This window comes from Mycobacterium shunyiense, from assembly GCF_058270035.1.
Genome location: NZ_JBZDPT010000001.1, coordinates 67,170 through 89,106, shown reverse-complemented (window position 1 = coordinate 89,106; position 21,937 = coordinate 67,170). Strand labels below are relative to the sequence as shown.

The following is a 21,937-nucleotide window of genomic DNA, read 5'->3' as shown; positions in this document are numbered from 1 at the left end:
AATCCACCTGACCCGTGGTCAACCGGCTCCCGGCACACCATTGCGCGCAGCGACCGATGCTGCGCTATGGGTGTCGAAAACTTCGATGACGACATCGCGGTCGCGGTAGCCGCCGATCGAGATGAGCCCCGGCGTCGCCGCGATGATCCGGTTGGCCCGATCACCGCTGAGCGGATATTCGGCCACGTCGTGACGCCAGTGTGCCGCTATCACCGTCGCACCGCGGGCCAACCGCGGACACTCGCGGCGGAGCAGCTGGGCCAGCGACTCCTCCTCCAGGTAATACGCCACCTCAGAGAGCACTAGTAGGTCGAACGGTCCTGGTGGCCAAGGATCGTCGAGGGAGCCACGCGACAGGGTGACACGATCCCGAAGCTCGTCACGGCCGCTGTCGGCACGCAGTCGCGCGTCGGCGATGTCCAGCGCGGCTCCCGCCACATCCATCGCGGTGACGTGATCGCAGCGCTCGGCGAGCAACGCCGTGAGGGTGCCGATCGAACAACCCGGCTCGAAGGCATGCCGATAGCGCCGCTGCGGCAGCATCGACAGCGTGATCGCGTACTTGCGTTGCTCATACCAGCGGGTCGCCAGCTGCCATGGGTCGGCCGAGGTGGCGTACATGCGGTCGAAGTATGCGTCGGGCAGGCGCTGCGTCAACGGAACACCATCTCCCCGACCGCGAGCAGCCGAGGCAAAACGAACGGCGGCAATGCTGGGCTCGCATCAGGTGCCGGCGGGTGGAACTGACTGCGGAAGCATTGCGCGGCAGCCTGTTTACGCCCCACGGCGAAGGCCGTCAAGGGCACCATGAGCGCCCGGTCCCAGGGCACTGCGGAGTCTCCGGGTGTGGCCCAGTGCCACATCCAGACCGGGTACTCCAGCAGGACCGCCGCGGTGCGGTGCGCAGCCGTGGCGGCCGCCCGCCCAACCGCCTCGTGATCGGGGTGCCCGTCACCGCGCCACGTCGTTACACACCAGGTGCCCGGCGGGCACGCCTCGAGTATCCCGGTCAACAGATCGGCGAGAGAGTCTTGGTGGCCGGCGAGTTCGCCGTCGGGTAATGCGAGTCTGATCGGCTCCCCCGCACCGAGAATCCTTGCTGCCTTTCTCAACTCGGTGCTTCTGGTCCGTTCCAGTCGCACCCGGTCGAATGGGGTGATATCCCCGTGGGCGGCTCCGCCGTCACTGACAGACACCACCCGGACATCGATATCCCGCTCCGCCAGCAGCGCCGTGGTCGCCCCGAAGCCAAGGGTCTCGTCGTCGGGATGCGGTGCCACCACCACCAGCGCCGGGCATGTCGTGAGGTCGAGCTCACCGAAGGAGCGGTCCCAGGCTGTCCAGGCGTGCCCGGGGGTGCCGCCGCAGCTCAGCGGCCGTGATCCGAACCGTGCTGCGTTGCCGCACGATTCGGAGGTTTCTGCGGCGGTCATCGGCGCTCCCCCGCCAGTTTTCCGAGCGCGGCGAGGTCACGCTCGGCGTGGCTCTGCCGCACGTAGATCGTCAGATCCGCGACACGACGCGCGTGTTGGGCATCCTGGCACAGCGGCGCGGGCCCGAGTGCGCGGCCAGTGCGGGTAATCGCTTCGTCGACAGCGGTTTCGGCGACGGCGCGGGTTCGCCGGGCCAGCAACTGGGCGGACCCGGACCGGTCGAAGGGGTCTGCGTCAGTCGCCACAGCCGCCGCGGCCAGCATCGCCTCGGCGGCGGCGATGGCCGCGTCGACAGCGCCGAGGTGGGCCAGGGCGTGCGCATCGACAGCTCCGCGGGCGACGCGGTCGTACAGGGGTGCGGCGACCGCGCGGGCGGCGCCGAGCCAGCACGCCGCGACGCCGATCGCGCCGTGCCAGAAGCCGGGACGATCCAGATAGTCGCCGGGACCACCGACGGGTACCCCGAGCACATTGCTGAATTGGACCGAGCGGGTGTCACTGGCCGCCATGCCGGCATTCCTCCAGGTACTGGGCAGGGGCTGCACCCCGGCGCTGTCAGTCGCCACCAGGTACAGCCCGCGGCGGCCGTCGTCTCGGCGAGCTGTGACCAACGCGTGTGTGCAGAGCCCCGCTCCCGAGCACCACGGTTTGGTTCCTGACAGTCTCACTGTGTCTGTTTCGCGGTCTCCCGTGGTGTGGGCGTTGAGTACGGCCTCCGGGTCTTCGGCGGCCCACACCGCCCACAGCTCGCCTGGGGCAGGCGGTTTGCCCCCGAGCTCGTCGAGGATCGCGACCGCGTCGACGTGAGCTTCCGCGAGTCGCCCGGCGACGACGTCGATTTCCGTCAGCTCCGCAAGCCGCTGCCAGCGCCGCGCCGTCGCACCGGAACCTGGTAGTGGCAACTCCAGCCGGCCTGACTCCAGCCAGTTCCGGACCAAGCTCGCCGTCATGCGGAATCCCTTTCTGCCGAAGGGAATACGGATCGCGATAAATCGCGGAGGTAACTGGCGAAGCCGCCGGGAGCGCGGCCGTTCCGCCGCGCTGACGTGGTGACCGACAGCGACGGGTCCCGCCGTATCCGATAGGAGGCGGTCTCGAACCTTTCGACCAGTTCGACATCCTCGCCAGTCGTCAGCGGGTGGAAGCCGCCAACCCGCCAGTACGCGTCGGCACGGAAACCCATGTTGGCGCCGTGGATGTGGTTGTGACTGTTGCTGCCCCGCATATCGGACTCGTATGCATGCAGGTACCGACGGACCAGTGCGGCGGGGTGATGCCGCCAGTCGGCCACCCGCACCACCCCCAGCACCATGTCGGCAGCCGGCGCGGTCTGACGCAGCAGCCAGTCGGGGTCCACTCGGCTGTCGGCGTCGGTGGTGGCGTACCAGACACGCGAGTCGTCGACGTGGTTGCTCAGCGAGTGCGCGTAGGAGAAACCGGCGGCTCGGCTCGCACCGACGTTGCCCGCCTCGACACTGACGAAGTGGACGTCGCAGCCGAACTGGCCCGCCAACTGGGCGCTGCTGTCGTCACAGGAATCGAGGACGACTACGACCAGCACCGGCCCCTGCCAACATGCCGCGGCCGTGGTGATCCCGCGCAGGCAGCGAGGCAACACTGCAGCTTCGTTGTGGGCCGGTATCACCACCACGGCCTGATCGAAGGCGGTCTCCAAGTGGTTCGGCCGTGCGGTCATGGCTGATAGATAGCCATTTCCACCCGATTCCACACCCACTGGCCCCAGTGGCGGCGGCAACTGGCCCGGCCGTCACCCGACGCAGTGTCAGCTGGGCGACTCTTCGGACCCCAGAGTGTCGAAAACTTCGTGATACAGCAGTGAATGCACCTGTTCCACACGCGGAATGTCGTGGAATTCCAGGGGATCCTGCGACGCTGATTCGATGATCAACGTGCCGGTGCGCATCAGCCGGTCGGTCAGCCCGTGGCGGAATTCGACGCTGTTGATCCGCGCGAGCGGGATGTCGATGCCCGAGCGGGTCAGGAGGCCGTGCCGGAACATCACCCGGCGGTCGGTGATGACGAAGTGGGTGGTCCACCAGTTCAGGAATGGCCAGACCGTCAGCCAGCCGACCACGATCAGCCAGATCGAGCCGATCACGATGAACAGGACGTTCTTGGCGGTGGCCTGCCAGTCCATGGTGTTGACCACGGCTGCGACGAACGCCGAGGCCGCAGTGATCAGGACCAGGACCAGGACCGGTCCGATCAGGCGTTTCCAGTGGGGGTGCCGATGCAGCACCACCTGCTCGTCCTTGGCCAGCACATTCTCCGGGTAGCCCACGGCAGAACTCTACGACTCCTCGGGGCGCAGGTGCGTGATGTCGCCCGCAGACAACGTGACCTGTTCGGTTGCGGTGTCGATGATCAGGCGCCCGAGATCGTCGACGTCGACGGCAGTGCCCACCAAGGTGTTGTCGCCGGGAAGGATCGCGCGGACGCGGCTGCCGATGGTGACGCTGCGGGCACGGTAGTCGGCCGCGAGCGACGGATCGTCATCGCGCCAGGCGGTGATACGTGCGTCGAGATGACGCAGCAGGGCCCGCGCGAGCGGCGTGCGGTCCACGGTCGCCGTGCCGAGTTGGGTGAGCGAGGTGGCGCGCGGATCGGGTGCTTCCTCGGCGGTCATCGTCACGTTCAGGCCGAGGCCGACGACGATGACCGGAGCCGGCGAGGCCACCTCGGCGAGGATGCCGGCCAGCTTTCCGCCGCCGGGCCCTACCAGGACGTCATTGGGCCATTTCAGGCCGACCCGCGTCCCGGCGACCTCGGCGACCGCATCGACGGTGGCCAGGCCGGTGGCCAACGGCAGCCACCCCCAACGGTTCGGGGACACCGCCGAGCCGTCGACGCCGAAGGACACGATCACCTGTGAGCGGGGCGGTGCTGACCAGTGCCTGCCGTGTCGGCCGCGGCCGGCGTGCTGATGCTCGGCGAACAGCACCGCGCCGGCGATGTCCTCGCCCGACGCCGCCCGCGCCAACAGGTCGGCATTGGTTGATCCGGTCTCATCGACGACATCGACGCGCCGCCACGACAGGCCCTCGAGCCCGTCGCGCAAAGTCGTCACGTCCAACGCTGGCCTTGTGTTCATCGCGGCCAAGCTTACGGCGCGACGTCAGTGGGAAGCCCGGGCAGCGTTGGGCGCCGCGAGGTTGTCGGCGACCTCCTGGTGCCACAGCTCGTTGGCATGCGTGGTGTCGACCTCCTGCTCGAAGCGGTCGGTCATGTCCGGTGTGACATCGGCGAGATCGACGTAGAACTGCTCGTACCAGCGGCGGTGGTGGTAGACGGGGCCGTCCTCCTCGGTCAGCAGCGGGTTGTCGATGCGTGCCTTGTGTTTCCAGATCTCGACGTCCTCCATGAAGCCGTCACCGAACGTCCGGCTCATCGTGGCTGCGAGTTTCTCGGCCTTGTCGCCGGGCATCGTTGGATTCTGCTGGACCGCGACACCCCACTGCAGCACGAACGAATCGTGCGTCACCGGGTAGTGACAGTTGATCAGGGCGATCTCGACGGTGAAGTTTGGGGCAAGGTCGTTGTGCAACCAGTTGATCATGTAGGCCGGACCGAAATACGTTGCCTCCGAACGCAAGTAGGTGCCGTCCCAGAGTTCTCTGGTGGCGTAGTCCGGCCGTGGCTTGGACTCCATGAACTGGCTGGCCGTGTGGCCTTCGATGACATTCTTGAAGTACGTCGGGTAGGCGTGATGGATGTAGAAGAAGTGCGCCATGTCGACGTTGTTGTCGACGATCTCGCGGCAGTGGGACCCTTCGATGAGAATCGAATTCCACTGCCACGGCGACCAGATCCCGTCCTCATAGCCTTCGATGGTGGGCGGCGTCAGCTCGGCCGGGGGCGTCGAGCCCTCTGGATCGTGCCAGACCAGCAGCTGGCCGTTGACCTCGGTCGTGTCCCACTTGCGGGTACGCGCCAGTCGCGGTGTCCGCTTGGCATATGGCACCAGCTTGCACTTTCCGTCGGCGCCCCAACGCCAGTCGTGGAACGGGCAGGCCAGGTTGTCGTCCTTGACCGAGCCCATCGACAGGTCACCGCCCATGTGCCTGCAGTACGAGTCGAGTACGTGCAGTGCGCCGGCGGAGTCGGAATAGACGACCAGCTTGGTGCCGAAGGCTTCGATACCGTGCGGCTTCCCGTCCCGAAACGTGTCAGCGAGGCCGACGCAGTGCCAGCCGCGCGCGAAGCGCGTCATCGCAACGCCGGTGTCGATTTCCCGGATGTCACTCATTGCTACCTCGGTTCTTCGCGCAAGCGCTCATCACATGTCTCTCCCTAGCATGTCTTTGACCGCCAGGTGGCTGAACAGCATGCTGGTTCCGATCGGATTTCCGCCGCCCGGATAGGCGGTGCCGCTCGGGGCGGCCATGGTGTTGCCCGCGGCATACAGTCCGGCGATCACCTGACCGTCCCCGTCGAGCACCCGGGCCGCGGTGTCGGTACGCAACCCGCCCTTGGTGCCCAGGTCGGAGATGCCGAAAGCAGCGGCGTGGAACGGGCCCTTCTCGATCGCGACGAGTGGGGATGCGCCGCCGGAGAACGCCCGGTCGTACGCCTCGTCGCCGCGCCCGAAGTCCTCGTCCGAGCCGGCGTCGACGAAGCCGTTGAAGCGCGTCACGGTGGCAGTCAGGTTCTCGGCGGGAATGCCGATCTTGGCGGCCAGTTCCTCCAGGGTGTCGGCGGTGTGCCACAGCCCGGCGTCGAGGTAGCGCTGCGTGTCGACCATCGAGACGTTGGTGGCCTTGACGGGAGGGACTTCCCCCTCCCGGTCGTCGTAGATCATCCAGTACGGCAACGTCATCGAACCGTCGGCCAGCCGCGGCAGGATTGCCCGGCCGATCCGGTCGTAGGCGGCAGATTCGTTGACGAAACGCTGTCCGTTCTGGTCGACGAAGATACCGCCGGTGAACCACAGCGCGAACGCCGAACGGCCGTCGGGGTGCGTCAACCCCGGGGACCACCAGGCCTGCTCCATCAGGTCGACGTCGGCGCCGACGGCCATCGCCGCCTGGTGTGCCTGGCCCAGGTTGGCCGGCGGCCCCATGGTGTCGCGGGCGACGCCAGGAACCCCGTGTTCACGGCGCAGTTCGTCGTTGCCTTCGAAGCCGCCGGCAGCGAGCAGCACTCCGCGGCGGGCCCGGATCGCCCGCCGCTCGCCGTCGGATTCGACGATCGCACCGGTCACGGTCCCGTCCTCGACCACCAATTCGACCAGCGGGGTGTTGCGGCGAAGTGAGGTATTCGGGTACTGCTCAATGGCTTTGAGGAACCGGGCGATCAGTGCCCGGCCGCCGATGAAGTAGTCATCCGGCTGCTCGGCGCCCAGCCGGTCGGCGTCCAGCGGGCCTCTTACCAGCTCGCGCAGGTGCGGGGCTTTCTCCACCTTCAGTGGGCGGGCCGCGATGTGGCGCTGGCCGTCGGCGCGAGCCTTGGGCGCCTTGCCGAAGTAGTCCGGCCACGGCATCGGCGCGAACTTCAGATTCTCGTCGGCTTCCAGGTACTCGATCAACCCGGCGCCGCCGCGGACGTAGGTGTCCTGCAGCTCCCGCGGCGTACGGTCCCCGACGACGGCGTGGTAGTACTCCAGCGCATCTTCGATGGTGTCGTCGGTGCCCGCCCGCTTCAGCACCGGGTTGCACGGGAACCACACGCCGCCGCCACCCGAATACGCTGTGGTGCCGCCGTATTTGTCGCTGGCTTCCACCAGGGTCACCGACAGACCCTCGCGAGCCGCGGTGTAGGCGCCGGTCACGCCGCCACCTCCCGATCCCGCGACCAGGACGTCACATTCCTCTGCCCATTTCATGCGGACCGCCTCATAGGTAACGCTGCCTCCCGTACTGCGCGAACTCGGCGTCCAGCGCCTGCTTGCCATCGTCGCCCATGGCCAGATACGCCGGTGCTCCGCGTCCCGCCCACCGGTACACCACCTCGTCGGTGTGCCAGCGTTCCTGCTGCAGTTTCCGTTTGAGCACCTTGTTGGACCCGGTCACCGGCAGATTCTTGGATACCCGCAGGAAACGCGGAATTGCCTTGGTGCCCAGGTCATCCTGTTCGGACAGGTAGGACACGAAGGCGGCGGGGTCGAAGCCGGCGGGATCGGCCACCTCGATCGCAGCCATCACCTGATCGCCCGAGCGCGGATCGGGCACCGCGTAGACGCCGGCCGCCACCACATCGGGATGGCGGCGCAGCACCCGCTCGATGTTGAGCGCGGAGGTGTTCTCGCCGTCCACCCGGATCCAGTCGCCGCGACGGCCCGCGAAGTAGATGAACCCCTGCTCGTCGAGATAGCCGAGATCCCCGGTCCAGTACCAGCCGTTGCGGATACGTTCGGCGTTGGCCTCGTCGTTCTTGTAGTAGCCCTCGAACGTGCGGGTGCCGAACTTGTCGACGATCTCCCCCACCGCGTCGTCGGGGTTGAGGACCCGGCCGTGCTCATCGAAAACCGCAGGCGCACAATCGTTCAGCGATTCAGGGTCGATGATCGCCACCCCCTCATGCGCGGGCCGGCCGAGCGCACCCGGCGGCATGTCGGGGGCCAGCACCACTGCCCCACCGCCTTCGCTGGAGCCGTAGCCCTCGAACAGTTCGGCGTCGAAGCGGCGGCGGAACTCGTTCTGGTCATCAGGCGACGCCTCGGTACCGAAGCCGCGGACCAACGGGTTCTCGGCATCGTCGGGTTGTTCGGCGGTGGCCATCAGATAGCCGAGCGCCTTTCCCACATAGGTGAAGAACGTCGCGCCGAAGTACCGCACGTCGGGCAGGAAACCGGACGCCGAGAAGGATGGCGTCAGGCACACCGTGGCACCGACGGACAACGCCGGCGCCCACAGCGCCATGATGGCGTTGCCGTGGAACAGCGGCATGCAGCAGTACTCCACGTCCTCGCGCACATGGCCGAACTTCTCGGCGGCCGCATAGCCGATCCGGGCCAGCCTGCCCTGGCTGCAGATGACGGCCTTGGAGGCGCCCGTCGTTCCCGAGGTGAACAGCAGCAACATCAGGGAGTCCTCGGTGACCCCGGGCGCGACCGCAGGGGTGACACAATGTGCGTCGAGTTGCGCCGCATGGTCCGGGCCGTCGACCACCAGGAACCGGTCCGGCGCCAACCCGACGTCGAGGTCACGCAGACGCGCGGCACCCGCGGTGTCGGTGACGATCAATTGGCAGTCGGCAAGCCGGATTTCGGCTGCGAGCTCGGCGGCGCCCCGGGTCGGGTTGATCCCGACGATGGTCGCCCCGACCAGGGCCGCACCACCGAGCCAGAACAGGAAGTCCGGCACGTTGTCCAGCAGCACGCCGATGTGCAGCGGGCCGTCCACCCGCATCGCCTCCGCCAGCGCACCACGCGCCGCGGATTCGGCAACCACCTCGTCCCACGTCCAGTCCCGGTCGCGGGTGCGCAGGCCGACGTGTTGGTCGCCGACCCGGTCGAGCAGCAGTGAGGCGATGTCGGTTCGAGCGTCAGGCATTGGCTTGGGCGGCGGCGCGCTTCTGGTCGATGTAGGCCTGCGGCAGGTCCTCTTCGCTCAGCTTGGTCACGCTGACCGGGCCGGTCTGGTAGGCGTCCTCACCGACGATCAGGCCGTCGGCGTCGATCGGCCAGTTGATGAGCTGACGGAACAGCAGCAGGTAATCGCCGGCCGGGTCTTCGACCTCGACACCGATCGCCTGCGCGGCCGCGCCCGGGTAGATCATCTTCATCCAGCCTTCGGTCATCACCAGATCATCGTCGAGGGCGAGGCGATCGATCTCGAAAACGAGATGGTTGGCGCCACTGGCCACGAATTCCTCGTAGTAGGCACGCACGCCCTCGGTGGTCTTGGGGCCCATATCGGCGTTCGCGTACCAGAAGTGGTAGTCCGGGTTCGGGGCCAGGGTGGCCATCAGCCGCTCCATGTCGGGCTCGGCCTCGGCCTTCATGTGCTCGAGAACGATGCTGAGCACCTGACGGTGCCGCTCGTTGGTGGTGACGGCAAGACGCTCTTCCACGGGGACCCAGGTCTTGGTCGGGTCGATAACGGCCATGTCGGCCTCCTTGTCGGTTGTGAGCTCGTGTGGGCTGCACCGCAATCTTTGGCCAATGAGGTGATGGTGGTCACCCGCCATGCGTCGGTCTATTCCACCAATTCATCCGACAGTTGTCGACCGGATCGAGCTGCGCCTGCCGACTGGCCACTTATGCCACGGCCATCGCGATATGGCGTGCCATAAGTGGCCACTCGCCGGCGAGGCCCGGCGCCTACAGCAGGTCCGCATCGGCGAGTTCGGCCGAGGACATCGCGATCCGCCGCACCATGAGCACCAGCGTGCCCAGGAAGCGGTCGACAGGGTCGTCGAAATCCCATCCCATTGCGGCCTGCACACGCGCCAGCCGCGCCGCGACGGTGCTGTGGTGCACGTGCAGTTCGGCGGCGGTCCGCCGCAGCGAGCCGTACACGAAGAACGCCTCGGTGGTCCGCACGTCGAGATCCCCGGCAGGAGATGAAGCAATCTCGTTGATATGGGCCACATCTCGGTTGCGACGCACCCGGTCGATCGGCAGGTCGGCCAGAAGTTCCAGTGAGCTCAACCGCTCGTAGGCCACCACCCGCCTGCCGAATCCCGTTGATGACGCGAACCGCAACGCGCGCACGGCCTCATGCCACGACGTCGACGCGCTGAATGCGTTTCCCACGGAGCCGATTCCGACCCACGGTCCCGACGCGGTGCCGACATTCACCACTGTCGGGAACTGCTCGACGATGACGCGCTCCAGGCGGTCCGAGAACTCACGTATGTCGAACGGTCCCTGACACACGATGGCCGTCGCGTTACCGATGACGGCGGACCGCACCGCCGGCGCGGGCAGCTCGCCGGTGATGAGCCGCACCGTCTCCCGCGGCGGATGTCCCGATGCCGCCAGCACAAATGTCGGCCGGCTCTCGTCGAGCCCCAACAGTCGGATGGCCCGGGCCCGGTCTTCACGGTGCTCTTTGGCCGACAGCACGACCTCGAGCAGTGCCGGGTCCCCGAGGTGCGGTGTCCCGCTCACCCCGGTCCGTGCCGCGACGCGACCCAGTACCCGTCGCAGCCGGTCCAGCAGCACCTCGTCCAGCGGATGCCCGGATCCGTCACGTTCCACCCAGACGAGCGTCTCGTGCTGATCCGATGTCGGCGCGGCGGTGTCGTCGATCGGATCGAGCCGTCCCGACGCGTCGTAGCGGACAACGGTGCCGCCGGGCCAGCGGACCCCGACCGGGCAACCCGCCGTCAACGCGGCAAACTGCACGGCGGCGTCGGCGTTGACCTCCTGCTCCTCCAGCCCGTCGAATTGCGCGATGAGCCGCAGCACCGATGCGGGGTCGGTGCCCAGTTCGGACAGCACCAGCGGCCCGGGGGTCATGGTCGAGAGCGTAGGCCCACGGCTGGGCAGGCCCTCAGGCGAGTGCCACCCGCCTGACGTCCGCCCGATTCTGTCGGTACCACGCCAGGGTCTGCTCGATCCCGTCATGCAGCGAAATCGACGGTTGCCAACCGCTGTCCCGCAAGGTGCTGATGTCCAGCAGCTTGCGGGGGGTGCCGTCGGGCTTGCTGGTGTCCCAGGCCGTCTCGCCCTCGTATCCCACTGCAGTCGCGACGAGCTGCGCTGTCTCTCGGATCGAGTGGTCTGTCCCGGTGCCCACGTTGACCTGTTGTGGCCCGTCGAACTGCTGAAGCAGATGTAGACAGGCCGACGCCATGTCGTCGACATGCATGAACTCACGGCGCACGGTGCCGGTGCCCCAGTTCGTCACCTGGGACTTGCCCGATTCCTTCGCTTCTTCGTACCGGTGGATCAAGGCCGGTAGGACGTGCGAGGTCGTCGGGGAGAAATTGTCACCGGGCCCGTACAGGTTCGTCGGCATTGCCGATATCCACGGCAAGCCGTATTGCCGCCGTACCGCCTGGACCGCCACGATTCCGGCGATCTTCGCGATCGCGTAGGCATCGTTGGTCTCCTCCAGGGATCCGGTCAGCAATGCATCCTCGGTGATCGGCTGTGCTGCCATCTTCGGGTAGATGCATGACGATCCGAGAAAGAGCAGACGCTGGGTGCCGTATTTGAGCGCCGCGTCCATCACGTTGGTCTGTATCCGCAGATTCTCGGAGATGAAGTCCACCGGGTAGGTCTTGTTCGCCAGGATTCCACCGACCCGCGCCGCCGCCAAAATCACCACCGGTGGTTGGGTTTTCGCGAAGAACTCGAATGTCGCCGCCCGGTCGGTCAGATCCAACTCACGGTGCGACCGGCCGATGAGATCGGTAAATCCCTCCGATTGCAGCTTCCGGTGGATCGCGGACCCGACCATGCCCCGATGGCCGGCGATGTACGTCGGCGCTGCGGGGTCGAGCGGATGTGCCGTGTTGACAAGGTCATTCCGAAGCAATGTCAGCCCCACCCCGCCAAGGCCGGCGTGTCGATCCATGGCTTGCCGAGGCATTCGAGCTGCGCGATGTCGGCCTCCACCATGATCTGTGCGAGTTGGGGCGTACGCACCGTCGGACTCCAGCCGAGCAGCCGGTCGGCTCTGGCGGCGTCACCGACGAGCGCATCGACCTCGGTGGGACGCAGGTAGCGCTCGTCGAACCGGACGTGCCGTTCCCAGTCCAGGCCCGCATGTTCGAAGGCGGCGACGAGAAAGTCGCGCACGGTGTACCGGTCGCCGGTGGCGAGCACGTAATCTTCGGGCTCATCGACCTGCAGCGTGCGCCACATCCCCTCGACGTATTCCGGTGCGTAACCCCAGTCGCGGATCGCGTCCAGGTTGCCGAGATAGAGGTGCTCATCGATCCCGGCTTTGATCCGCGCGGCGGCTCGGGTGATCTTCCTTGTCACGAAAGTCTCACCACGGCGCGGTGACTCGTGGTTGAACAGGATCCCGTTGACGGCGAACATCCCGTAGGCCTCGCGGTAATTCCGGGTCATCCAGTACGAGTAGACCTTGGCTGCCCCGTAGGGCGAGCGCGGATAGAAGCTTGTCTGCTCGTTCTGCGGAGGGGGTGAACCACCGAACATCTCTGAACTGGAGGCCTGGTAGAAGCGACACGGAACCTTCGAGATCCGCACGGCCTCCAGCAGTCGTGCGGAACCGATACCGGTGGTGTCACCCGTGTGTTCGGGTTCGTCGAAGCTGACCCGCACATGCGATTGTGCGGCCAGGTTGTACACCTCGTCCGGTTCGATGGTGCTCAGCAGGGTTACCAACCGCGCGCCGTCGCTGAGATCGCCATAGTGCAAGAACAGTTGCGCGTGTGGATCGTGTGGATCGACGTACAGATGATCGATCCGAGCGGTGTTGAAGGACGAAGACCGACGGATCAGCCCATGCACCTCGTAACCCTTGTTGAGCAGGAACTCGGTCAGGTAAGAACCGTCCTGACCCGTGATTCCGGTGATCAGGGCTTTCTTCTTCACCTGATTCACTGCGTGTTCTCCTTAATCTCGTACACCCGTAAAGCATTGGGTGGATTTGCTTTTGGAGATCAGTACGCTCCCTGGCTGAGCAGCACTGCCCGCACGGTCTTGGCGATGATGACCAGGTCGGCCACCATCGACCAGTTCTCGACATAGGAAAGATCCAGCCGCACCGATTCCTGCCAAGACAGGTCCGCCCGTCCACTGACCTGCCACAGACCGGTGATACCCGGCTTGACGAGCAATCTGCGCTGAACGTCGCCATCGTAGGTTTCGACCTCCTGCCGCAGCGGTGGACGAGGGCCGACGACGCTCATTTCCTGCCTGAGCACGTTGACGAACTGTGGCAGCTCATCGATGCTGAGCCGGCGGAGGATCTTGCCCACCGATGTGACGCGCGGATCGTCCTTGATCTTGAAGAGAACTCCGCCGGAGCTCTCGTTCAGGTTTTGCAGGCTCTCCAGTTGACGATCCGCATCCGAGACCATCGTACGGAACTTCAGCATTGCGAACGGCCGGCCGTCGATGCCGATGCGTTCGGCCGTGTAGAACACCGGTCCCCGGCTGTCGAGCTTGATGGCGATCGCCGCGGCCAGCAGCACCGGGGAGGCAACGACGAGTGCGGCCGCCGCGAAAACGAAGTCAAATGCCCGTTTCTCGAATCGTTTCGCGCCGTCGTACTGCGGCTTCTCGACATGTACCAGCGGGAATCCGGCTACCGGCCGCATCTCTAGCCGCGCCCCGGAAACGTCCATCACACCCGGCGAGACCACGAGGTCGACTCCCATCGCCTCCAGGTCCCACATGAGTTTCCGAATCCCCTCGTAGCCGAAGTGGTCGACGCCCGTTACGGCTACCGTGTCGGCGCCGCATTCTCGGATGGCGTCCAGGACATACTCCTCGCCACCCATGATCGGGATTTCCTGATCGCCCACGGTGAGACGTTCGCCCGCGGGCGCTCCATAGCCTGGAATGCCCACTGCCACAATGGCGTATCCGGCGCGCGGATCGCGGGTCAACTCCTGCGCGAGATAAGAGACCGCATCGGCATCACCGATCGCCATCACCGCCGTCTGATAACGCCCCTCCGCCCGTTGCTTGGCAAGGTAACGACGCCAACCCCACCTGGTCAGGCACAACGTGACGGTTCCGGTGGGCAGCGCAACCGCAAGGTAGCCGCGCGCAATCTCGAGCTGAAGTAGGAACGCAATTATCGCGATGCCCCCGAAGGTCCAGAAAGACGCAGACGCAACGCGTTTGTACTCCTCGGCACCCGCCCCGGTCACCCGCGGCGACCTGGTTCGACACAGCGAGAGCGCACCCAGCCAGATGGCGCCGAACAGTATCGAAACGGACGTGATGTATCCGTCGGTGCTGGAAAGATCCGGCGCTTGCCCGAAACGGACGTACTGCGCCAGCACCACCGCCGCGCACACCACGAGAACGTCGGTGATCAGAATGTTGACCAGGTACTGCCGTTGCCATCGAGTGCGTTTGAACACTTCTCGCGGCATCGTCACGACGGTCATTTTTTGTCGTGCACCTCCCCGGCCCATGGCCGGCGGGAATGCCTCGCAATCCACTCATACGCGCAATTGCGGCAATCTTTACAACAACAACCGCGCGACCCTGGGCGTCGTACATCGATTATGCGGTCCGTTTGCAATCTAACAGTTCCTCATCGTTGTCGGCCGGGCAGGTTTGGGGCAGAGCGGCACGAAAGGACTCAATTCAGCTCGCTTTTCGAGCACACGCTGCGAAAACGCACACAGTGGCAACGGATGTTGTGACAACCCACACCACGACGTCGACCAGCGGCGGTTAACCTGATCAGCGATGACCTCGACTTCGGCCGGCAGTTGGCAGCTGCGGTGGATCATTGTGGGCGCCGTAGGCGGAGCTGTGGTGCGCCATCTCGCGATCCAGATATGGGATACGCCCGCCCATCTGCTTCTGATCACCCTGATCGTAATGACGATCTCCGGTTTCGCGATGGGCGCCGCACTCACTTGGCCTGTGCGCCAACAGTTCCGGTCCTTCACCTGGGGCGCAGCCGGAGCTGCGGCCAGCCTCAGCGGCTACAACGCCCTCGCCATCGACCAGCCTGCGCTGAGCGCACTCACGATGCTGCTGTTGGCACCCGTGTGCGCCTTGTCGGGTCTGTGCGGCGGCGCAGTACTGGGATTGCGAATGAGCCCTGCGAGAGGCGAGGACACCCTGCCGTGATCACCGATCTGCTGCTGGTTGCGGCAGGTGCTGCGGCGGGCGCCCCTGCTGCGGTCTACCTCTATCGAAATGCCGACAGATGGCGCATCATTGCGATCAACTCTGTGGTGTGCGCCCTGCTGGGGTGTCTCACCGCCCTGCAGACCACGATGGATTCGCCGCCTCCCGTCCTGCTCGTCGGTGAGGGACTACTGGTGACGGCGGCGCCGATGACCACCGTGTTGCTCCCGCTGGCCGCGATCGACCCGCGCGGGTACCCCTGGCAGACGATCCGCCGCACTGCGCGCACCCTCGCGTTAACCGCCATGTACTGCAGCGCATTTGCCATGATCGGATATCTCAGTGTCTATGTATTCGCGGGCGTCCAGTACAAGCTGAAGTGGTGACTCACCGGCTCAGTCACACTTCTTCGACTCCATCACCGCCTTTCCCAACGCGAAGAACTGGTACAGGTAGGTGTACTCCCACGAGCCCGCAGACAGGCGGTATTCGCGCGGTATTGCGCGCATCACGGTGGAGTCTGCCGAGGAGGAGAAACAATGCTCGAAGATGAAACGGGCCCGGGGTAAGTGGTACTGCCAGGAAGCGACCACCACAGTGGCCCAGCCTCTTTCGCGGGCCAACTGCCGAATCAGCTTCGCCTCACCGAGGGTGGTAGAGGGCTTCGGTGGCACGCACAACACTTCGACACCTGGTGGACGCCGGTTGCACGCCTTCTTCATCACCGGATCCGATGACCGATATGGGTTGGACAACACCAACACTGGGGCGACGCCATCGCGGACCAGTTGAAAGCCATAGTCCTCGCGGCCATCGTGCTCACCACCGAGAACGAACACCGCGTCGGCCTTACGCAAGTCGTCCTGCGGTGCGTAACGGAACACCACCGTGCCGACGGCAGCGACGAGAAGCAGAAGAACCACCACGGCAGTGGCGACAACGGTCACGCCGATACGCAAGCGCCGAGTCAATCGTCCTCCCCCACATAGACGGCGGCCAGGTCGCGAGCGATGGCTTCCATGCTGAAGACCGCGGCAGCAGTCTGGCGCGCAGCAGCGCTCATCTTCTCCCGCAGCTGCTGGTCGATGATCAATGTGCGCATCGCCTCGATCAGAGCATCCTCCGATTCATCCACCACGATTCCGCTACCAGAAGCACGCACCGTTTCCGCCAGCCCACAGCTCTCGGTGATCACCACAGGCAATCCGACCGACATCGCCTCCAGCACCGACATCGGAAAGGGTTCATCGACCGAGGGCAATACGTAGATGGACGCGGCAGCCATCCGCGCCACCGTACGGTCCGGTGGCAACGCTCCCTCCCAACGGATCTCGTCGGACCGGCTATCAGATCGCGCGATGGTATCGAGAACCTCGGTCCCCTCGCCTTCGTCGGGACCGACCAGGGTGAACCGCGCATCGCACCCCGCCGCGAGCAGGCGGGCGGCGGCTTTCGCAAAGAGCACGGGACGTTTCCGTGCCTGTAACCGCGCCAGGTACAGCACCTCGACGCACCCGGCCGTCCGGTCGGCACGGGCAGCCGCGTGCGCCCCTTCGTACCCGGGAACGCCGTTGCGAAGGTGCCGCACCGCAGCCTCGGGTTGCACGCGTAGCAGTGCGGCCCGCTCGTCTTCGGTCAGATACAGAACGGCGGCTGCTCGGCGCAGAATCGGCCGGGTCAGAATGCGGTCCAGGATCGGTGCAATCGGATGACTGCTGTCGGTGACCATTCCGTGGGTCTGCACGACCAGGCGCTTCCGCAGCATCAGCGCGATCGCGGCCGCCGGCAACGTGATCAGATCGCGTGCCAGGTGCACATGGATCACGTCGAAAGACTTGCGGTTGCGCATCATCCAGCCGAGCAGCGCCGGAGCGAGCAATCCGGAGAATCCCAACATGGGAATGATGCTGCGGGCCTTCGCGAGTCGGACCGGAACCCCGTCGAGCACGGTGGGAATCTGCGGATAGCCGCGCACCGCACCCGCGACCAGGGTTCGATGACCGGCCGCGCGCAGTTGTCGGGTTAAGTTGAACGCCACCCTGACCGGCCCGCCGTAGGCACCGTCCGGCGTGATCAGCGTAACGACGTGAAGCACGGCCGGCCGAACCGCACCGGTGAACTCCTCACTCATCGGACCTGCGGCCTCTCATCTCCGCTTCGAGGACATCGACCGTCGGCCAGGCAATCCCGGTCTTTTCCAACGGCTTTTGCAACTCGACCGCAGCGTCCTGGCCGGCAGAGGGCGCCTCAGTCGCGCCGTGCCATGCAACGCGCCGGGCGAGCCCAACACCGACCAGAGCGGCGAGAACACCCGCCACAGCCAGCGAGATGGCGATGGCGACCGCTGTGCCCACTGCCAGTCCGGCGCACAGGCACAGACCGAGTTGCAGGCCGATCTGGAATAGCTTGACCCGCAAGACCGTCCTGCTCATGCCCCGCGCCTGGAAGAAGCTGTACACGCTGACCATCCAGCACATTGCCGCGCATTCGATCCCGAGATAGACGACGAGTGCCGAGGCATACGTCCACGTGTCGCCCAGGATGGCGGAGCCCAGTCGGCTCGGGATGAGGGCCAGGCACAGGCCTGCCACCACGGTCAAACCCGACGTCGCGATGGATGTCTTGACGAGTACCCGCCACTGCTCGCCGATCGATGCCGCTGCACGGCGGACATGCGGAACGAACACCAGAGGCAATGCCGACACCAGCATTGCAATCGGCCCGAACAGTGTCGCCGCGCCGCGCAGCCCGGCCGCCGCGGTGCCGCTCACCACTACCGTCACGGTCAGTGTCACGAGGGTGGCACCAACCTGGTTGAGCGCATAGACAATTCCGAATCTCAGCCGGGCACGGTCATACGTGCGCCACCACCCGACGAGGCGATGACCCCGTGGTCTGGTCTGCAGGACCCGCATCAGCACCACCGCCGAAACGAGTCCGCCCACACCCCACAGGTACACCGTGACCACTGCCGACATCCCGGAGGTGATCAGGTTGACCAGGTAGACGGCCAGGATCCACACCACCCAGAACCCATCACAGACGGCCGCGGCGAGTGGTCTGCCTTGTGCGATCGCGACGAATCGCAGCACATCCTGGGCCAGGACGGCAACCAGGCTCACGGCGAACGCCACACCGATCCAGATCTGGCCGAAAACTCCTGACAGGACCAGCAATACCGCGCCCGCGACGACCGATGTCAGCAGCGACCAACTAATCGCGTACCCGCCTTCGGCCGATATCTCGCGCCGGTACATGTTGCTGGTCAGCAGCAGCGCGGTACCCAGCGCCCCCCGGTTGAAGCCGATCCAGGTGGTGGCCACCGTGACGAGCAGGGCGACGATCCCGAACTGCTCGGCCGGTGAAACCTGGGCCACCGCAAAGACCATCAGCGCATTGCTGGCGCTCGACAACACCTGGTCGGCGGTGGTGATCACCCCTGTCGAGCGTGTTCGCGGCCCACTCTCAGTCGACGGCATCGGTGTCCGAACCATCTCACCGCCCCGCCCGACTGTTCGGTGTTGCAATCTGGCCCATGCGCACCAGCGGCGAATCTGTCGCCACGATCCGGTCGAGGACCGCGGAAATCTTCTCGGGGTCGAAGGTGCTTGCGTAGTACGACGCGGTGAGATGCAGTTCGGAGTCGACGCGGTTGACGGCCAACGAGATCTGGTTCGAGTAGCGCACCGGCGCCTTGCGGACGAAGTGGTGTCCGTTCGGCGTGGTCGCCCAGGAAATCTTGCTGCCCGCAGCCGAGTTGGCGTGGTCGGTCACGACGATCCGGGCCCGTCGGCTGTTGGTCTGCCAACGGGGAAGGTCGGCTGGACGGGTACGGAGCCGCGCGGCATAGGCCATGCCGTACCGGACCAGGGCTCGGCACCCGTGCGTGTACTCGCTTATCGCACCGGCCACCAGGGCCGGGTCGTAAGGTGGCGCAACCTGTATGGGCGCGATGCCGACGAAATTCGCCAAGGTGCCCGCCCCGGGCGGAAGGTACCGCCCCAGGTCGACCAGGAGGCCGACCTCGTCTTCCGGCGTTATTCCGTGGCTGCACAGTCCGTCCAGAAAGGCCGAGAGGACGATGGCCGCCAGCGGTGCGCGTGGCAGGCAGATGTCACGGTTCGCCCGCACCTCTTCCAGGAAGCCGGGTCGGCTTCGGGCGTATGCCAACGATTCCGGTTCATCGAATTGCCCGGTGGGAACCACGGCGGCACTGCGGCGCAGCGGTTCGTCCAGTGCCCGCAGCAGGCGCATGGGTTCTTTGCGCGCGGTGTGGGCAAAGGCACGCAGGCCAGGGTTACTGGTGGTCGCCACGGGTGCGGGTTCACTGAATCCGTGACTTTCCGAGCCGGCCGCTGCGATCACCTCGCTGAACAGCCGTCCGCCACCGAGACCGTGGTCGAAATTCAGAAACAGCCATCGGTCCGCGATGTGGACGTGCACGGTAGCCGGCGGAACCGCCGGACCACCGGCCAGCAGGTCGAGCATCGCCCGGGCGGGGTCAGAAATATCCGGGGCCGGGCCGCTGGTCAGCACCACCCCGTCGCACGCCGGATCGAAATCCCAGTGCCGCGACCTGCGGGTCGGACGCAAGCCTAGGCGGTTCTGCGGTCCCGCCACAGCGATGGTCTGCAGCCGCGCTTTGAGCAGGTCCGGCGGGAGCACCCGCTCCAGCGGCCCCACCAGATAGGTGGCCGGCTGCCCGGCGTAAAAGCAGTCGTTGCGACTTACCTGAATATTCATGCCGGCAGTCCTCGGGCAGCGGAAGCCAGATCGCTCACCCACTTCTCATACTGCGCAACCGCGTTGGCGGCGCCGAGGCGATCGCGGGCATATCGCGCCCCGCAGGAGCCGAATCGCTGCCGGGTCGGCTCATCGCCGGCGAGCTGTCGCACCGAGTCGACAAGGGATTCTGGATCACCCGGCGGAATGACGAGTCCGGCTCCGGATGCACGAAGCTCTTCGGCGCTTCCGCTGGTCGGTTCCGTGGCGGCGATAATCGGCTTGGCCGCAGCGAAGTACGACGTCAGCTTGCTCGGAACGGCCATCTCGCCCACTCCGGGACGCTCGTTGACGAGCAGGATGTCCGCGGCAGCCAGCGCCGCGCGAAACTCGCCGTCAGGCAACGGGTCGATCAGTTGCACGGCTTCGGCGTCCCGGGCGATAGCGTCGAGCAGGCGACGCTGGTTACCGTCGCCGACCAGGACAAAGCGGATGTCGCGGTCGTCGGCCTCCACGTCACCGGCGAGTTTCCCTGCGGCAACCACGTTTTCAAGGCCCTGCTTCACGCCCATATTGCCGGTGTGCATCACGATGGTCTCGTTGGGCTGCCAACCGTACTTCTCTCGCACCGCCGACGGTGCGCTCGCAGGGTCAGCGTCGTCGATATGGGTCCAATTCCGGATGACAGCCAGATCGTTACTGCGCACGCCGATCTCGGCCAGTGAATCGGCAAACCGTGGGTGAATGACCGCGACGCCGGTTGCGGACCTCAGGACCGTCGATTCCAGCCGGGCGGCCACCGCGGCGGACCGCCCTCCGACCGCCCCGGTTTCCACCACGCCCTTGCTGTACACGTCCTGCACGATGACCCCGACCGGGGTCTTCGACAACCGGGCCCGCGCGACCACGGGAGCGGCGGACAGCAGCGCGGGACTCACGGTGATCACCACGTCGGGGTCATCCCACTTGTGGCTGGCCACAGCAGATCCGAAGCTGGCCTCCATCCGGATTCGGCCCAGTGCGCTCTGCTCGTCTGGCACGTAATGGCCGACGCGGTGCACAGTCACACCTCGCATCGCCTCGGTACAGCGGCGCACGCCTTGGTACTCCTGGGCGACACGCCACTGGGGGTAATGCGGCAACCCGGTGATCACCGTGACGTCATGTCCACGCTCGGCGAGTCCTTCGGCAATCCCGGTGGTATACGGGGCTATTCCGGTCACTTCCGGCGCGTAGTTGATACCGATGATGGTCACCCGCATGCGGCCCCCTTAGTCGGCCGCGGCGGGAACAGCGTGTGACCGGCCGGAACGTCCTGGGAGACAAGAGTGGTCGCGGCGATGGTCGCGCCGTCGCCGATTCGCACCCCCCGCAACACGGTTGCGCGGGCAGCCAGCCAGACCTGGTCACCTATCACGATGGGCCCATTATCGAACTCGAACGTCGGACTGGCCCGATCATGGCTACCGGTGCACAGCAGAACATCTTGGGAGACACACGAATTCGATCCGATTTTCACATTTTCGAGGTTGAGAATCCACGCACCCTCACCGATCCACGAATACGCGCCCACGTCGAGCTTCCACGGCCAGTGGATTTTGACGCCGTGGCGGATCAGCGCGCCGATCCCGATCCTGGCGCCGAATGCCCGCAGTACGGCAACCCGCACCCGGTTCGGCATCCACCACCGGAACAGAACGGATCGCGAAACGACCAGCCACATGATCTGCACCGGCAGACTCCGGCCGCGGTCATAGCCCGTCCCGGCGAAGCCGGAGAGCGCAAATCGATTGCCGGTGGAGGGCAGTTCGCTCGATGACGTTGATGACATTGGCGCGATCAGGTGAAAGCTCCCGTCCCCTTGGCGGCGCACGGAGGTCCACAAAAACAACGATTGCGCAATCACGCGACATCACAATGTTCGCTTGTCGGACGTCCCCCGGCGCCGTACCGGCATTTTCATCACGACCCCGGTCACTGATCCAGGTCGTGGGCACCCAGTGTCTGCGACACTGACGTGACGTCCCGACCATACGCAACGACAAGCGATCTCGCACCCGTCACCTGTCAGAGCGTGGAT

At 65.8% G+C, this 21,937-nt stretch carries 22 protein-coding genes; 2 read left to right on the top strand and 20 right to left on the bottom strand.

All coding sequences use genetic code 11. The features are described from left to right. Nucleotides 1-18 precede the first annotated feature (18 nt). The 14 genes from AC4ELS_RS00495 to AC4ELS_RS00430 all read right to left on the bottom strand — a co-directional run bounded on the left by AC4ELS_RS00495 (nt 19) and on the right by AC4ELS_RS00430 (nt 14,438). The gene (locus tag AC4ELS_RS00495; RefSeq protein WP_499045196.1) at nt 19-657 is read right to left on the bottom strand and encodes an SAM-dependent methyltransferase; all 639 of its coding nucleotides are present in this window, start codon (nt 655-657) and stop codon (nt 19-21) included. Continuing rightward, nucleotides 654-1,433: a PIG-L deacetylase family protein gene (locus AC4ELS_RS00490; RefSeq protein WP_499045194.1), complete on the bottom strand. Its 780-nt coding sequence runs from the start codon at nt 1,431-1,433 to the stop codon at nt 654-656. The genes AC4ELS_RS00495 and AC4ELS_RS00490 overlap by 4 nt, the downstream gene beginning before the upstream one ends. After that, nucleotides 1,430-2,383 (bottom strand): acyl-CoA dehydrogenase family protein, encoded by a 954-nt coding sequence (locus AC4ELS_RS00485; RefSeq protein ID WP_499045192.1) that lies wholly within the window; start codon nt 2,381-2,383, stop codon nt 1,430-1,432. The genes AC4ELS_RS00490 and AC4ELS_RS00485 overlap by 4 nt, the downstream gene beginning before the upstream one ends. Next, nucleotides 2,380-3,129 carry a glycosyltransferase family 2 protein gene (locus AC4ELS_RS00480; RefSeq protein ID WP_064959551.1) on the bottom strand — a complete coding sequence of 250 codons (750 nt, stop codon included), beginning with the start codon at nt 3,127-3,129 and terminating at the stop codon, nt 2,380-2,382. The genes AC4ELS_RS00485 and AC4ELS_RS00480 overlap by 4 nt, the downstream gene beginning before the upstream one ends. A gap of 87 nt (nt 3,130-3,216) precedes the next feature. Continuing rightward, nucleotides 3,217-3,735 carry a PH domain-containing protein gene (locus AC4ELS_RS00475; protein WP_499045190.1) on the bottom strand — a complete coding sequence of 173 codons (519 nt, stop codon included), beginning with the start codon at nt 3,733-3,735 and terminating at the stop codon, nt 3,217-3,219. A 9-nt stretch (nt 3,736-3,744) separates the two neighbouring features. Further along, complete coding sequence (locus tag AC4ELS_RS00470) at nt 3,745-4,545, bottom strand: biotin--[acetyl-CoA-carboxylase] ligase (RefSeq protein ID WP_448442541.1); 801 nt, start codon at nt 4,543-4,545, stop codon at nt 3,745-3,747. Between the two features lie 24 nt (nt 4,546-4,569). Then, on the bottom strand, nt 4,570-5,700 hold the full coding sequence (locus tag AC4ELS_RS00465; protein ID WP_448442539.1) for a Rieske 2Fe-2S domain-containing protein: 1,131 nt from the start codon (nt 5,698-5,700) through the stop codon (nt 4,570-4,572). Nucleotides 5,701-5,730: 30 nt separating this feature from the next. Continuing rightward, nucleotides 5,731-7,275: an FAD-binding protein gene (locus AC4ELS_RS00460; protein ID WP_499045188.1), complete on the bottom strand. Its 1,545-nt coding sequence runs from the start codon at nt 7,273-7,275 to the stop codon at nt 5,731-5,733. A 10-nt stretch (nt 7,276-7,285) separates the two neighbouring features. After that, entirely contained in the window at nt 7,286-8,944 is a 1,659-nt protein-coding gene (gene casI / locus AC4ELS_RS00455; RefSeq protein ID WP_499045185.1) for a steroid-22-oyl-CoA synthetase, read from the bottom strand. Next, complete coding sequence (locus AC4ELS_RS00450) at nt 8,937-9,500, bottom strand: nuclear transport factor 2 family protein (protein ID WP_499045183.1); 564 nt, start codon at nt 9,498-9,500, stop codon at nt 8,937-8,939. Before AC4ELS_RS00450 ends, casI begins: the two co-directional genes overlap by 8 nt. Before the next feature lie 214 nt (nt 9,501-9,714). Then, complete coding sequence (locus AC4ELS_RS00445) at nt 9,715-10,857, bottom strand: PucR family transcriptional regulator (RefSeq protein WP_499045181.1); 1,143 nt, start codon at nt 10,855-10,857, stop codon at nt 9,715-9,717. Between the two features lie 34 nt (nt 10,858-10,891). Continuing rightward, a complete protein-coding gene (locus tag AC4ELS_RS00440) occupies nt 10,892-11,935 on the bottom strand; it encodes a GDP-L-fucose synthase family protein (RefSeq protein ID WP_498885156.1) in 1,044 nt (347 codons plus the stop codon). Continuing rightward, nucleotides 11,884-12,909 carry a GDP-mannose 4,6-dehydratase gene (gene gmd, locus AC4ELS_RS00435; protein ID WP_064886501.1) on the bottom strand — a complete coding sequence of 342 codons (1,026 nt, stop codon included), beginning with the start codon at nt 12,907-12,909 and terminating at the stop codon, nt 11,884-11,886. The genes AC4ELS_RS00440 and gmd overlap by 52 nt, the downstream gene beginning before the upstream one ends. A gap of 68 nt (nt 12,910-12,977) precedes the next feature. Continuing rightward, nucleotides 12,978-14,438, bottom strand: coding sequence for a sugar transferase (locus tag AC4ELS_RS00430; protein WP_448442527.1), 1,461 nt, complete (start codon nt 14,436-14,438; stop codon nt 12,978-12,980). A 307-nt stretch (nt 14,439-14,745) separates the two neighbouring features. On the opposite strand from AC4ELS_RS00430, the gene AC4ELS_RS00425 reads away from it, so the two are divergent. Next, a complete protein-coding gene (locus AC4ELS_RS00425) occupies nt 14,746-15,135 on the top strand; it encodes a hypothetical protein (RefSeq protein ID WP_499045179.1) in 390 nt (129 codons plus the stop codon). Then, nucleotides 15,132-15,521, top strand: a complete 390-nt coding sequence (locus AC4ELS_RS00420) for a hypothetical protein (protein ID WP_448442523.1) — start codon at nt 15,132-15,134, stop codon at nt 15,519-15,521. The genes AC4ELS_RS00425 and AC4ELS_RS00420 overlap by 4 nt, the downstream gene beginning before the upstream one ends. Before the next feature lie 9 nt (nt 15,522-15,530). On the opposite strand, the gene AC4ELS_RS00415 is transcribed toward AC4ELS_RS00420, so the two are convergent. The 6 genes from AC4ELS_RS00415 to AC4ELS_RS00390 are packed head-to-tail and all read right to left on the bottom strand — an operon-like array spanning nt 15,531 to nt 21,688. Further along, nucleotides 15,531-16,082: a YdcF family protein gene (locus AC4ELS_RS00415; RefSeq protein ID WP_499045177.1), complete on the bottom strand. Its 552-nt coding sequence runs from the start codon at nt 16,080-16,082 to the stop codon at nt 15,531-15,533. Between the two features lie 20 nt (nt 16,083-16,102). Continuing rightward, nucleotides 16,103-17,266, bottom strand: a complete 1,164-nt coding sequence (locus AC4ELS_RS00410; protein ID WP_499045175.1) for a glycosyltransferase — start codon at nt 17,264-17,266, stop codon at nt 16,103-16,105. Beyond that, nucleotides 17,259-18,572: an MATE family efflux transporter gene (locus tag AC4ELS_RS00405; protein ID WP_499045173.1), complete on the bottom strand. Its 1,314-nt coding sequence runs from the start codon at nt 18,570-18,572 to the stop codon at nt 17,259-17,261. The genes AC4ELS_RS00410 and AC4ELS_RS00405 overlap by 8 nt, the downstream gene beginning before the upstream one ends. A 58-nt stretch (nt 18,573-18,630) precedes the next feature. Next, the gene (locus AC4ELS_RS00400; protein ID WP_499045171.1) at nt 18,631-19,878 is read right to left on the bottom strand and encodes a hypothetical protein; all 1,248 of its coding nucleotides are present in this window, start codon (nt 19,876-19,878) and stop codon (nt 18,631-18,633) included. After that, on the bottom strand, nt 19,875-21,119 hold the full coding sequence (locus AC4ELS_RS00395; protein WP_499045169.1) for a WcaI family glycosyltransferase: 1,245 nt from the start codon (nt 21,117-21,119) through the stop codon (nt 19,875-19,877). Before AC4ELS_RS00395 ends, AC4ELS_RS00400 begins: the two co-directional genes overlap by 4 nt. Continuing rightward, nucleotides 21,110-21,688, bottom strand: a complete 579-nt coding sequence (locus AC4ELS_RS00390) for a DapH/DapD/GlmU-related protein (RefSeq protein ID WP_448442971.1) — start codon at nt 21,686-21,688, stop codon at nt 21,110-21,112. Before AC4ELS_RS00390 ends, AC4ELS_RS00395 begins: the two co-directional genes overlap by 10 nt. Between the last annotated feature and the right edge of the window lie 249 nt (nt 21,689-21,937).

Coding starts and splice junctions, on each gene's coding strand:
- AC4ELS_RS00480 (WP_064959551.1), bottom strand. CDS start 3,129: ATGACCGCACGGCCGAACCACTTGGAGACCGCCTTCGATCAGGCCGTG.
- AC4ELS_RS00485 (WP_499045192.1), bottom strand. CDS start 2,383: ATGACGGCGAGCTTGGTCCGGAACTGGCTGGAGTCAGGCCGGCTGGAG.
- AC4ELS_RS00425 (WP_499045179.1), top strand. CDS start 14,746: ATGACCTCGACTTCGGCCGGCAGTTGGCAGCTGCGGTGGATCATTGTG.
- AC4ELS_RS00460 (WP_499045188.1), bottom strand. CDS start 7,275: ATGAAATGGGCAGAGGAATGTGACGTCCTGGTCGCGGGATCGGGAGGT.
- AC4ELS_RS00470 (WP_448442541.1), bottom strand. CDS start 4,545: ATGAACACAAGGCCAGCGTTGGACGTGACGACTTTGCGCGACGGGCTC.
- AC4ELS_RS00390 (WP_448442971.1), bottom strand. CDS start 21,688: ATGTCATCAACGTCATCGAGCGAACTGCCCTCCACCGGCAATCGATTT.
- AC4ELS_RS00445 (WP_499045181.1), bottom strand. CDS start 10,857: ATGACCCCCGGGCCGCTGGTGCTGTCCGAACTGGGCACCGACCCCGCA.
- AC4ELS_RS00430 (WP_448442527.1), bottom strand. CDS start 14,438: ATGACCGTCGTGACGATGCCGCGAGAAGTGTTCAAACGCACTCGATGG.
- AC4ELS_RS00395 (WP_499045169.1), bottom strand. CDS start 21,119: ATGCGGGTGACCATCATCGGTATCAACTACGCGCCGGAAGTGACCGGA.
- AC4ELS_RS00440 (WP_498885156.1), bottom strand. CDS start 11,935: ATGCCTCGGCAAGCCATGGATCGACACGCCGGCCTTGGCGGGGTGGGG.
- AC4ELS_RS00490 (WP_499045194.1), bottom strand. CDS start 1,433: ATGACCGCCGCAGAAACCTCCGAATCGTGCGGCAACGCAGCACGGTTC.
- casI (WP_499045185.1), bottom strand. CDS start 8,944: ATGCCTGACGCTCGAACCGACATCGCCTCACTGCTGCTCGACCGGGTC.
- AC4ELS_RS00400 (WP_499045171.1), bottom strand. CDS start 19,878: ATGAATATTCAGGTAAGTCGCAACGACTGCTTTTACGCCGGGCAGCCG.
- AC4ELS_RS00450 (WP_499045183.1), bottom strand. CDS start 9,500: ATGGCCGTTATCGACCCGACCAAGACCTGGGTCCCCGTGGAAGAGCGT.
- AC4ELS_RS00410 (WP_499045175.1), bottom strand. CDS start 17,266: ATGAGTGAGGAGTTCACCGGTGCGGTTCGGCCGGCCGTGCTTCACGTC.
- AC4ELS_RS00465 (WP_448442539.1), bottom strand. CDS start 5,700: ATGAGTGACATCCGGGAAATCGACACCGGCGTTGCGATGACGCGCTTC.